The sequence below is a fragment of the Roseibium litorale genome, from assembly GCF_014842915.1.
Lineage (GTDB): Bacteria > Pseudomonadota > Alphaproteobacteria > Rhizobiales > Stappiaceae > Roseibium > Roseibium litorale.
The window spans coordinates 25,479-37,992 of record NZ_JACYXI010000023.1 but is presented as its reverse complement, the minus strand read 5'-3'; the positions used below and the strand labels follow the sequence as shown (position 1 = coordinate 37,992).

Below are 12,514 nucleotides of genomic sequence, written 5' to 3'. Positions count from 1 at the left end.
ACCGAAACAAGCCCCAGCATGAGACGAAACGGGCTATCTCTCAAAGATCCCAAAACTTGGACACCTGAAAACCTGAACTGCAAAAAAACAAACCCGCCGAAAACGACGGGTTTGTCAGCAGTCTGAGCCGGAGGCGTCCGGCTTTCCCTTGCAGTGCCGGTTCCGCAGGGGCGCGCGGAATTTTCCCTGATCAGCAGCTGGTCTGGCCGCAGGTTCCCATGGCCTGCAGCTTGCTGCTCAGTTCGTCATAGCCGACAGCCCCCATGACGACTTCAGTGCCAATCACATAAGACGGCGTGCCGGTCAGGCCGAGGCGGTTGGCGAGGGAGTAAACTTCCTCAATGGTTTCAGCGGCAAGTTCGGCGTTGCCTGCCTTGGTAATATCGGTTTCGCTGATGCCGAGATCCGTTGCGGCCTTGAGAGCTGCTTCCCGATTCGCCTGACCGCGCTGCATCAGCAGCGCTTCGTGGAAGGCCTCATACTTCTCCGGGGCAACAGCGTTGACCGCAACAGCCACCTGGGCGGCCTCCACGGAGCCCTGGCCAAGAACCGGGAATTCCTTCAGCACGACGCGCAGATCCGGGTTTTCCTCGATCAGCTTGGTCATGTCGCCATGGGCGCGCTTGCAGTAACCGCAGTTGTAATCGAAGAACTCGACAAGGGTCACCTTGCCCTCCGGATTGCCCAGAACAACTTGGCGGGCCGAGTTGAACAGAATGTCAGAGCTGTCCGAAACAGCCTTGAGGCGGGCGTTCTGCTCCGCTTCCTTGTCCCTGCGGTCAAGCTCGACCAGTGCTTCCCGGATCACTTCCGGGTTTTGAAGCAGATACTCGCGCACGATGGATTCCACGGCGGCCTTGTCCATTTCCGCAGCCTGAACCGGGGCGGAGGCGATCAAGAGGGCTGCTGTGGCGGCGGAAAGAGTGCCGGCAAGACCGGCAAGTGCGGTGCGGGCAAACCGGACCGGAAAGGCGAACCCGAACAGACGGGGCATGAAAAACTCCTTGTTGCCGCTTTGCGGTGCGGCGGCCATGGTGATCGCGAGAGGGACGCCAAAGGAAAATCAGCGGCCGTTCAGCTTCGGTGGTTTGTAGGATACAATATCATCTGCTTGAAGCCACGCGGGTGTTCCGCGCTTCAAATTCTTTTGAGCACGGGCCGCATAGCGCCGCGCCGCGTCGATATCACCCGACATCATCATGCCCTTTGCCGTTGCCAGATCCGCTTCGGCGGTTTCACCTTGCCGGGCGTGGGCGATGGCCAGCTGGCTGTAGGCAATGCCGGAATTGGGATCGCTGCGGATGCCTTTCTTGAGGATGGCTTCCGCCTCGGGCAGAAGAGATTTGTCGTTCGAGGAGACCATGGCGTAGCCCAGCCAGATCTGAAACTGGCCTTCCCCAGGCTTCAGGGCAAGCGCCCGGCGGAAAGGTTCGATCGCCGCCCGCGGGTTGCCGCCTTCAAGAAGCGCCTGTCCTTTCAGTTCCTGGAAATAGGGGTTGGACGGCTCCTGCCGGATCAGGGCGTCGATGTCCTTGATGGCGGTCCGCCCGTCGCGCTTCATGGAGGCAATGGCCCGGGCATATTGGGCCGGCAGGCTCTTGTCCGAACGCGGATAGCGGCGCAGCACCTCGTTGGGATGGCTGGAAAAAGCCAGGATTTTGGCCCGGACCATATCGTGCCGGTGCTGTAGGGCAGCGGGGGCAGGGGTGTCGTAATATTTGCTCTTCATCACATCCGTGGCCAGCGAGCGGTAGCGCTCGTTGGCCATCGGGTGGCTCTGGGCATAGGGATCGACGAAGCGCGCAGAGAACACTTGCTGCTCGGCGAAACGCTCGAAGGTCTTCAGCATGCCCTGGCCGCTCTGGTGCGTGGCGTTCAGATATTTGAGGGCTGCCCGGTCGGCGGCGGCTTCCTCGCCGCGCTGATAGGCGAGCAGAGACCGCTGGCCGATGTTGCCCGAACTCAAAGCGGCCGCCGCGCCCCCGCCAATGGCGCTGGACGAGCCGGCTGCCCCGCCCGCCGCTGCCGCGCCGACGCCCAGGATCATGCCGATCACGGCGATGATCTGTGCATTGGCCGCCGCCTCGCGCAGACGCACCAGGTGCCGTCCGGCGATATGCCCGGTCTCATGGGCGATCACACCGATGATTTCGCCCGGCGTTTCGGCTTCTAGGATCACACCCAGATTGATGAACATGCGATGCGAATCGGGAACGAACGCGTTGAAGGATTTGTCGTTGACCAGAATGATGTCGATCTGGGAGTTGCCGAGGCCTGCGACCTTGAAGATCGGCTGGGCATAGCTTCTGAGCAGGTCTTCCGCCTCCGCATCGCGGACGAGCGGAAGCTTGCGGCCTGACTGGGCAAATGCAGCTTCCGGCGCCAGAGCCGTCATGAGGCCCATAAGCGAGGGTAGGGCGACGGACAGGGCCGTGAGTGTGGCGGCAAGTCTTGCGCCGAGGCGCATGTCCTTTAGTTTCGCGCCGTGTCTGCTCATGAAGCGGTATCCCGTCTTTTGAGGCCGTATCATCCGTCTTTCCGGTGGTTGCAATGCCGAGGTTCTCTTGCCTTTGCGAGAGCCTAAAAAGACTGGTTTGGCGGGTCAAGCACAGGTGGCTTACCAAAGCGGTCTTGCAGATGGTAGAAGCCCTGCACAATGCACAAGCGTGTGATGAGAGCTGCCCGGAGAACCTCTTTATGTCTGACCGTAACCGCCCGAGACAAAAACTTCATGCCTCTAACCGCAGCGCTGTTGCGCCGTTTCTGGCAATGGATGTGCTGTCTCAGGCTGCGGCTTTGGAAGCACAAGGCCGGCGTATTATCCACATGGAAGTCGGTCAGCCAGCTGCCCCCGCATCGGCAACCGCTCTCACTGCGGCCCGCGTTGCGCTGGAGCATGGCCGTCTCGGCTATACGGAAGCCAAGGGACGGGCAGATGTGCGCCAGCGTCTTGCCCGGCACTATCGCGAGACCTATGGGGTCGAGGTTCACCCGGACCGGATCATGCTGACCACGGGCTCTTCCGCAGGCTTCAATCTGGCCTTTCTCGCCGCCTTTGATCCAGGCGACCGGATCGTCCTGACCTCTCCGGGCTACCCCGCCTACCGGAACATTCTCAAGGCGCTTGGTCTTGTGCCGGTGGAAGTGGAAGTTGGAGAGGACACCCGCTGGAGCCTGACCCCGGAGCTGATTGCAAAGGCGCAGGCCGATGGCCCGGTGAAGGGGGTGCTTGTGGCGAGCCCGGCCAATCCGACCGGCACGATGATGACCCCGGATGCTCTGGCGGATCTCGTGCGCTACTGCGATGACGAAGGCATCTGGTTCATCTCGGATGAGATCTATCACGGGCTTGTCTATGAAGGCCGTCAGGAGACGGCGCTGACGGCGTCCAGTCAGGCCATCATCATCAACAGCTTCTCCAAATACTATTGCATGACCGGCTGGCGCATCGGCTGGATGGTGCTGCCGGAAGTTCTGGTGCGGCCAACGGAGCGGATCGCGCAGTCGCTCTACATCTCTCCGCCTGATCTGTCTCAGATCGCGGCGGCTGCCGCCTTGGATGGCACAGAGGAGCTGGAGACGGTTAAGGCAGGCTATGCGGAGAACCGCAAGCTGCTGCTGGAGGGCCTGCCCAGGCTCGGCTTCAACAAGCTGCTGCCGGTTGACGGGGCTTTTTACATCTATGCGGACACCAGCGCGTTCTCCTCAGACAGTCTTGCCTTCACAAAGGCCATGCTGACCGAGGCAGGCGTTGCCGCGACACCAGGCGCCGACTTCGATCTCACCCGCGGGGCCTCCTACACACGCTTTTCCTTCGCCGGGTCCAATCAGGACATGCAGCAGGCTTTGCTGCAGCTGGGTGAGTGGTTGAAGCGGTAGGGGGAAGCTGGGCAGCTGAATGGAATGAGGCTTGAATACAAAAAAGGCGGATCCGGAGACCCGCCTTTCTCATTTCAACTCTTGCCGAACAGCTTTCAGAAGAAAGACCGGCGCTGCCACCAGCCGCCGCGCTTCGGCTTTTCCGGCTGATCCGGCTCGCTGGCAGCCGTTTCGCTGGTCACGACCGGCTCCACGGGAGCCGCTGAGGGGGCTGGTGTTGAAATCTTGGCCGGCTCCGGTGCTTCTTCTGCCTGGGCTTCAGCTGCAGCCGGTTCTTCTACGGTTTCAACGGGTTCAGAAGCAGGAGCAGCAGGTGCCTCAGGCTGTGCTTCGGCAACCGGAGCTGCTTCGGCCTCAACAGATGCGTCTGCGGGCATTTCCGGTGCAGCCTCGCTTGCCGGAGCGTCTGCAACGGGAGCTTCGGAACCAGATTCTGCTCCTTCGCTTACTGCGATGGCTTCACCGTCGTCGCCGCCTTCAGCGGAAGCTTCGGCATCATTGCCATCTTCCGGGCTTTCGCTCAGTTCACCGTCTTCACCGTTCCGGCGTCCGCGGCGGCCACCACGGCGGCCACGGCGGCGCTTGCGGCGGGGCTCATCAGAGCCGCCTTCACCAGCTTCCGCAGACTGCTCACCGTCTTCGGTGTCAGCGTCGTCACCCTGTGCGTCATCGCCGCCTTCGGAAGAGGCCTCGCGGGCTTCGCCGTCCTGACCGCCTTCGGAATTACCACCCCTCCGGCGCTTGCGGCGGCGGCGGCGGCGGCGGTCCCGGTCGCTGCCTTCGTCCTGGTTGCGGCTGACTTCGGTTTCGGTCTCTTCGTCCTCAACCTCGTCTTCCGGCTCCTCGACCTCAAGATCGAGCTCATCCATCGGCTCAATGGTGTGCGGCTGAACGGCCGGCTGCACCGGCTGCGGGAAGCGCTCCCGGTCGACCGGGTCGGCGCGCTCCAGCACATAGTGCTGGCCATTGTGCATATGTTCGGCCTGCACCTCGATTTCGACGGCGAAACGGGCCTCCAGATCCGACAGATGCGAGCGCTTCTGGTTGAGGATGTAGAGCGCCACGGCTGCCGTGGTGCGGACGATCAGATTGTGCGAAGCGGACTTCAGCAGGTTGTCTTCCAGCGACCGCAGAACATGCAGGGCGACGGACTCCACTGACCGGATCATACCCGTGCCATGGCAATGCGGGCAGGGGGAGGTGGAGCTTTCCAGAACACCGGTGCGGATGCGCTGGCGCGACATTTCCAGAAGGCCGAAGTGCGAGATGCGGCCAACCTGGATGCGTGCGCGGTCGTTCTTCAGGCAGTCCTTCAGCTTGCGCTCGACAGCCCGGTTGTTCTTGTTCTCCTCCATATCGATGAAGTCGATGACAACGAGACCGGCCAGATCGCGCAGGCGCAGCTGGCGGGTGACTTCTTCGGCGGCTTCCAGGTTGGTCTGAAGCGCTGTGTCCTCGATGTTGTGCTCACGGGTCGACTTGCCCGAGTTCACATCGATCGAGACCAGCGCTTCCGTCTGGTTGATGACGATGTAGCCGCCGGACTTGAGCGTCACCTGGGGCGAGAACATCGCATCGAGCTGCGGCTCGACGCCATAGCGGATGAACAGCGGGGAGGCGTCGCGGTAGGGCTGGACGTTCTTGGCATGGCTCGGCATGAGCATGCGCATGAAGTCCTTGGCCTCGCGGTAACCTTCTTCGCCTGCGACGAGAACCTCGTCGATGTCCTTGTTGTAAAGATCGCGGATCGAGCGCTTGATCAGGCTGCCTTCCTCATAGACGAGGCTCGGCGCCGTGGATTTCAACGTCAGGTCGCGGACATTTTCCCAAAGACGCATCAGATATTCGAAGTCGCGCTTGATCTCTGCCTTGGTGCGGCTTGCGCCGGCCGTGCGCAGGATCACGCCCATGCCTTCGGGCACCTCCAGTTCGGAGGCGATCTTCTTCAGGCGCTTGCGGTCCGTCGGCTGGGTGATCTTACGGGAGATCCCGCCGCCACGGCCAGTGTTCGGCATCAGGACGGAATAGCGGCCTGCGAGCGACAGATAAGTGGTGAGAGCCGCGCCCTTGTTGCCGCGTTCTTCCTTGACGACCTGAACGAGGATCACCTGGCGGCGCTTGATGACTTCCTGGATCTTGTACTGGCGGCGCGACTGGCGCCGGACCGGAACCTCTTCCATGGCGTCTTCGGCACCAACCGTGTCGACGGCATCTTCGCCGTCATGGTCGTGATCACCGTTGTCGTCGGCAGAGGAGTCCGCATCGTTGCCTGAGCCTTCGCTGTCATCAGCGGCTTCGGAAACCGTCTCGTCAGCGCTTTCGTTGTTTGCGGCTTTGGCCCGGCTGCGGGAACGGCCCCGGCCGCGCGGCTTTGCCTTTTCTTCCGTGTCGTCGCTGTCGAAGCCGGAATCTTCTTCCTCCAGAAGCGCCTGACGGTCAGCGACGGGGATCTGGTAGTAATCGGGGTGAATTTCGCTGAAGGCGAGGAAACCATGCCGGTTTCCGCCGTATTCGACAAAAGCTGCCTGGAGGGATGGTTCTACCCTCGTGACCTTTGCCAGATAGATGTTTCCGCGAAGCTGCTTTCTGTTCGCGGCTTCGAAATCGAATTCCTCAACCCGATTGCCACGCACGACCACAACCCGGGTTTCCTCCGGGTGGCCTGCGTCGATCAGCATCTTGTTTGCCATGAATGATTATCTCCACGGCAGCCGCTGAGGCCGCGCCAAATCCGCGCGGGCCTCTCACTGTGGAAGCGGTTGCCGTACTGGTTTCAAAGAAAGAGAAAGGAGGGCGTGCGCAGGGCGCGGTCAGGCAATCGGCAAGAGCGGCCGCCGAAGCGGGGCCAGTTCTTGTTCCGGGTGCCATTTGCATCGCGCGATCCTTCAGGGGCAACGCAGGCCCTTGTGTTAAGTCGTTGTCACCTGCATGGAATCCTGAGGTCTTCCGGGTGCCGTCCTGAAACGGAGCCCATGGGCCGCAACCATGCGCCACGGACTGGCAGCCCTGCTCCTGCTGCCCTCTGCTGAATTCGACTTTGAAAAAAATCTGCAGGCGGGCGCAATAGAGGGTCGATGCCGGGGTCAGTGCGATAAACTCCCGCCGGTTCAAGGGCGGTCACAAGCCGCGGACACTTCGGAGACGCTAGGGAAGGATGGCCTCATCCGGCTCCCTGTCTGCTCCCGGTCTGTCGCGTTCGGACAAGATGACATGTGGAAAGCTCTTCCATTCCGTCATCAGGGAAGGTATCGGCACTGAACCGAAATCCGTAAGGTACTTTTACGGTCCAAACTTTCCGTTTGCAAGCAATGTGAACGCCGCTGGACGTTTTAGAAGTTGATCCACCCGCCCAACCTGATAGGTGAGGGGGCAAACAAGGACAGCAATTGCACGGTAAAATGGCGGTAAGCTGTGAAAAAACGGGCCTAAGGCCCTTTGTCTCCATTTCTTTCGGCTGTTTGGCAATTGCGCTGACGGTGGCGCTCAGTGTGCTTTTTGCGGCCCTTTTGATGCCCCGTTCTGCCCTCGCGCAAGACCCTCAGAACGTGCCCGCGGTCGTTGATGCGCGGGTTGCAGGGGACGATGTGCGCACCCGAATCATTCTTGATCTGGAGCGGCAGGTGAATGTTGCGGTCTCCGCTCTGGCAGATCCCTACCGCCTGATCATCGATCTTCCCCAGGTTCGTTTCGAATTGCCGGAAGATGCCGGAAGCGAGGGGCGGGGCCTTGTCTCCGCCTGGCGGTTTGGGTTGTTTGCAGCGGGCAAGTCCCGGATTGTGGTCGACGTCAAGGAACCGGTCGCGGTCGACAAGACCTTCGTCATTCCGGCTGTCGACGGACAACCGGCGCGTCTTGTCATCGACCTCGTGAAATCCAACCGGGAAACGTTCCTGAAGTTTGCCAGCACCAGCCGTGAAGCTTTGCATCAGGGCGCGAGTTCCTCAAAAGCTGACCGTATTGCGACGGATGAGAAGAAGATCCGTCCGGTCATCGTTCTGGATCCGGGCCATGGCGGGATCGATACGGGGGCGCGTGGCGTCGATGGAACGCTGGAAAAGGCCGTGGTTTTGGATTTCGCAAGCATCCTGAAGCGGAAGCTGGAGGAAACGGGCCGCTATACGGTTCATCTCACTCGCGAGGACGACACCTTCATTCCGCTCGGCCAGCGCGTCCAGATTGGTCATGATCTTGCAGCGGACCTTTTCATCTCTATTCACGCAGATTCTGTGCGACGGGGCGGGGAAACCGTGCGCGGTGCGACGGTCTACACCCTTTCAGACAGGGCATCGGATAGTCTGGCGGGTCAGATCGCCGAGAGTGAAAACAGCTCCGACATCATCGCAGGCGTCGTGCTGGCGGATGAGCCTGCGGAAGTGACCGATATCCTGATCGATCTGGCCCGCCGGGAAAGCCGCAATTTTTCGGTGTTTTTCGCCAGAACCCTGGTGGATGAGCTCAAGAGCGCGGTGAGGCTGATCAATAATCCGCACCGTTCCGCCGGTTTCCGGGTGCTGAAGTCGCACGATGTGCCCTCGGTTCTTGTAGAACTGGGCTATCTGTCAAACGAATTTGATGAGAAACTGCTTGTCTCGGACAAATGGCGTGAGCGGATGGCTGACGCGATGGTGGAAGCCGTCGACGCCTTTTTCCGGATGAAGGTCGCTCAAGGCGTGGGATCGCCCGCAGCCAACTGATCTGTTTGAGGTCTTGCGTATTGAGAGAGACGGCTTCGCCTCAGCATCGCCATATTGGTGGACGAGGAAGGCTTTAATGAAAAGTTATGGTTTGGGGCGGTGCGTTCCGCCCGGTTCCTGTGTTATGGGACCCGCAGCAAACCCGGTCGGGGAAAGACGAGCCCGCGTATGAAATTTCTGGTTAAATTTTTTGGCTACTTGTTTGGAATCGGCGCGGCCCTTGGCCTAGTCGTGGCTGCAGGTCTCTGGGTCTATCTGGAGCACCTGACGAAGGATCTGCCTGACTATACTGCCTTGAAGAACTATGAGCCGCCGGTCATGACGCGCGTTCACGCCGCCGATGGCAGTCTGATGGCGGAATATGCCAATCAGCGCCGCATGTTCCTGCCGATCCAGGCCATTCCGGACATGGTCAAGGAAGCCTATATTTCTGCAGAAGACAAGAATTTCTACCACCATCTGGGGATCGACCCGGAGGGGATCATCCGTGCGGCCGTGCGTCTGGTGCAGAACATCGGCACGGGCCGGCGGCCTGAAGGTGCTTCGACCATCACCCAGCAGGTGGCGAAGAACTTTCTGCTGACGAATGAAGTGTCCTATGAGCGCAAGATCAAGGAAGCTGTCCTGTCGCTGCGCATCGAGCAGGCCTACACCAAGGACGAAATTCTCGAACTCTATCTGAACGAGATCTATCTTGGTGTTGGCGCTTATGGTGTGGCCGCTGCGTCCCTGCTTTATTTCGACAAGTCGGTACACGAGCTGACTCTTGAAGAGGCCGCCTATCTGGCGGCCCTGCCAAAGGCGCCGAACAATTATCATCCCTACCGCCATCGCGACCGCGCCATTGCCCGCCGAAACTGGGTGATCGACCGTATGGTCGAGAACGGCTATGTGACGGCTCAGGCTGGTGAAGAGGCCAAGGCCAAGCCGCTGAAGGTCACTCCGCGTGAAACCGGCACCCAGCTGCAGGCCGCTGAATATTTCACCGAGGAAGTGCGCCGCGAGGTGGCCTCCATCTTTGGAGAGAAGCGTCTTTACGAAGGCGGTCTTTCCGTCCGGTCCACCATGGATCCGCATCTTCAGGTTCTCGCCCGCAAGGCACTGATGGACGGGCTGATCAAGTTCGACCATGAGCGTGGCAGCTGGCGTGGACCGTTCGAGAAGATCGAGCTGGGCGGCGACTGGGGCGTGGCTCTGGGTAAGGTTGAAGGCTATTCCGATCTGCCGGAGTGGCAGCTGGCGGTTGTTCTGGAAAGCGGCGCGTCCCAGGCGAAAGTTGGGATACAACCTAAATCCCTGGATAGTGGCAAGCTCTCCGATGAACGCATCACCGCGACGCTCTCGCTGGACGGCATGAAGTGGGCCCGGATCAAGGGCCGCGCTCCGTCCGCCGTGTCGGAAGTTCTGACCCCTGGAGATGTGGTCTTCGTTGAGGAGAGCAAGGTTGCTCCCGGCGCCTATGAACTGCGGCAGATCCCGAAGGTCTCCGGCGCAATCGTTGTGATGGATCCCTATACTGGCCGTGTTCTGGCGCTGTCGGGCGGGTTCAGCTTCGTCCAGAGCGAATTCAACCGTGCAACTCAGGCCTATCGTCAGCCAGGCTCCTCGTTCAAGCCGTTTCTCTATGCTGCGGCGCTGGACAATGGCTATACACCGTCCTCTGTGGTCATGGACGCACCTCTGGAAATCAGCCAGGGACCGGGTCTTGGAACATGGCGTCCGCAGAACTATGCGGGCAAGTTTTACGGACCTTCCACGCTACGCACCGGTATCGAGCAGTCGCGGAACGTCATGACCGTACGCCTGGCGCAGGACATGGGCATGCCGCTGGTGGCTGAATATGCCAAGCGTTTCGGCATCTACGACAACATGCTGCCGGTTCTGTCCATGTCTCTCGGGGCAGGGGAAACCACCGTCATGCGCATGACGGCGGCCTATGCGACCATTGCCAACGGCGGCCGCAAGATCCAACCGACCCTGATCGACCGTATCCAGGACCGTTACGGCCGCACGATCTACAAGCACGACAGCCGCATCTGCGAAACCTGTCTGGAAGACGACTGGCATGGGCAGGATGAGCCCAAGCTGGTCGACGACCGTGAGCAGGTCCTCGACCCGATGACCGCCTATCAGATCACCTCCATGATGGAAGGTGTGGTCCAGCGTGGCACTGCGACCTCCGTCAAGGTTCTGGGCCGTCCGGTTGCCGGTAAGACCGGAACCACGAACGACGAGAAGGATGCCTGGTTCATGGGCTTCACGCCGGACATGACGGTAGGCATCTATGTTGGTTTCGATACACCCAAACCGATGGGACGTGGCGCGACCGGTGGTCATGTCGCCGCACCGATCTTCATCGACTTCATGAAAGATGCCATGGCAGGCAAGCCACCAGTCGAATTCCGTGTTCCCAAGGGCCTGCAGCTGATTCCGATCGACCGCCGCACGGGTCTGCGGGCCGCCGCGGGCTCTCCGGGCTCGATTCTCGAAGCCTTCAAGCCTGGCATGGCGCCGCCGGACAGCTACTCGGTCATTGGCTTCCAGGACGAGATGGGCGTTCCCAGGACAGTATCTCCCGAAGCCGGGCAGGCGGTTCTGAGTGGAACGGGCGGCCTCTACTGAGGCCCGGCAGATCTAGCGGTTTACAAGGCCTCATGCCTGCGGGTAATGTCCGCGACCAAATGAAGCCCGGTTCAAGGCCGGGCTTCTTTTCATTCGGCCTGTCCGGGGCCGTTCTTTTCAGCACTGAAGCGAGGTATCCGATGCGCGCCGAAATGCAAGGCATCGTCGACGAAATTAAGCAGGCCATAAGCCTGCTGAGGAGGCATCTTTGACTGGGATCAGGCCCTTGTCAGATTAGATGAACTCAACGCCCTGTCCGAGGATCCGACCCTCTGGAACGATCCTTCCAAGGCTCAAAAGCTTATGCGCGAGCGCCAGCAGCTGGAAGACGGCATCAATGGCGTCCGTGGTCTTGAGCAGGATCTTGCGGACAACATGGAGCTGATTGAGCTCGGTGAAATGGAAGGCGACAAGGACGTCGTCCAGGAAGCTGAGGAAGCTCTGCGCGGCCTTGAGAAGCGCGTTCGCGCGCTCCAGCTCCAGTCCCTTCTGTCCGGTGAAGCTGATGCCAACGATGCCTATCTGGAAATCAATTCCGGGGCAGGTGGCACCGAAAGCCAGGACTGGGCGTCTATGATGTTGCGCATGTACCGCCGCTGGGCGGAACAGCATGGCTACAAGGTGGATGTGCTGGAATATCATGATGGCGAAGAAGCGGGCATCAAGTCCGCGACCCTGCAGATCAAGGGCGAAAACGCCTATGGCTGGCTGAAGACCGAATCCGGTGTTCACCGGCTGGTGCGGATCTCTCCCTATGACAGCCAGGCGCGCCGTCACACCAGCTTCTCCAGTGCCTGGGTCTATCCGGTGATTGATGACTCGATCCAGATCGACATCAATGAAAGTGATTGCCGTATCGATACCTACCGCGCCTCTGGTGCCGGTGGCCAGCACGTCAACACGACCGACTCGGCCGTGCGCATCACGCACATCCCGACGAATATTGTGGTTCAGTGCCAGACCGAGCGCTCCCAGCACAAGAACCGTGCGACCGCCTGGTCCATGCTGCGCGCACGCCTCTATGAGGCCGAGCTGAAAAAGCGCGAAGAGGCTGCCAACAAGGAGCAGGCCTCCAAGACCGATATCGGCTGGGGCCACCAGATCCGCTCTTACGTTCTCCAGCCCTATCAGCTGGTGAAGGATCTGCGGACCGGCGTTGAAAGCACGTCTCCGTCCGACGTTCTGGATGGTGATCTGGATCAGTTCATGGAAGCGGCGCTCGCGCAACGCGTGTTCGGCGGTGAGCCTGCTGAAGTGGCCGACATCGACTGATCATGTTCCTGAGCTTGAACAGAAAAACGGCGCCGGAGATTTCCGGC

7 protein-coding genes are annotated in these 12,514 nt (G+C 60.4%); 4 read left to right on the top strand and 3 right to left on the bottom strand.

The features are described from left to right. Positions 1-190 precede the first annotated feature (190 nt). Positions 191-994 (bottom strand): DsbA family protein, encoded by an 804-nt coding sequence (locus IG616_RS22000; RefSeq protein WP_192150978.1) that lies wholly within the window; start codon positions 992-994, stop codon positions 191-193. Between the two features lie 69 nt (positions 995-1,063). Further along, positions 1,064-2,497, bottom strand: coding sequence for a M48 family metalloprotease (locus IG616_RS21995; RefSeq protein ID WP_192150976.1), 1,434 nt, complete (start codon positions 2,495-2,497; stop codon positions 1,064-1,066). A gap of 200 nt (positions 2,498-2,697) precedes the next feature. Between IG616_RS21995 and IG616_RS21990 the strand changes: the two genes are divergently transcribed. Beyond that, the gene (locus IG616_RS21990) at positions 2,698-3,879 is read left to right on the top strand and encodes an aminotransferase class I/II-fold pyridoxal phosphate-dependent enzyme (protein WP_192150974.1); all 1,182 of its coding nucleotides are present in this window, start codon (positions 2,698-2,700) and stop codon (positions 3,877-3,879) included. A 95-nt stretch (positions 3,880-3,974) separates the two neighbouring features. Here IG616_RS21990 and IG616_RS21985 read toward each other — a convergent pair whose 3' ends face one another. Next, positions 3,975-6,569 carry an Rne/Rng family ribonuclease gene (locus IG616_RS21985; protein ID WP_192150972.1) on the bottom strand — a complete coding sequence of 865 codons (2,595 nt, stop codon included), beginning with the start codon at positions 6,567-6,569 and terminating at the stop codon, positions 3,975-3,977. 819 nt (positions 6,570-7,388) lie between these two features. Between IG616_RS21985 and IG616_RS21980 the strand changes: the two genes are divergently transcribed. From IG616_RS21980 to prfB, 3 genes are all read left to right on the top strand, one after another. Continuing rightward, positions 7,389-8,573 (top strand): N-acetylmuramoyl-L-alanine amidase, encoded by a 1,185-nt coding sequence (locus IG616_RS21980; RefSeq protein WP_192150970.1) that lies wholly within the window; start codon positions 7,389-7,391, stop codon positions 8,571-8,573. 168 nt (positions 8,574-8,741) lie between these two features. Further along, positions 8,742-11,195, top strand: a complete 2,454-nt coding sequence (locus IG616_RS21975) for a penicillin-binding protein 1A (protein ID WP_192150968.1) — start codon at positions 8,742-8,744, stop codon at positions 11,193-11,195. Positions 11,196-11,335: 140 nt separating this feature from the next. Beyond that, positions 11,336-12,467 (top strand): peptide chain release factor 2 gene (prfB, locus tag IG616_RS21970; RefSeq protein ID WP_192150966.1). Its coding sequence is split into 2 segments (ribosomal slippage): positions 11,336-11,404 and positions 11,406-12,467, totalling 1,131 coding nucleotides; the frame shifts between segments, so codons are not numbered across the junction. Positions 12,468-12,514 lie beyond the last annotated feature (47 nt).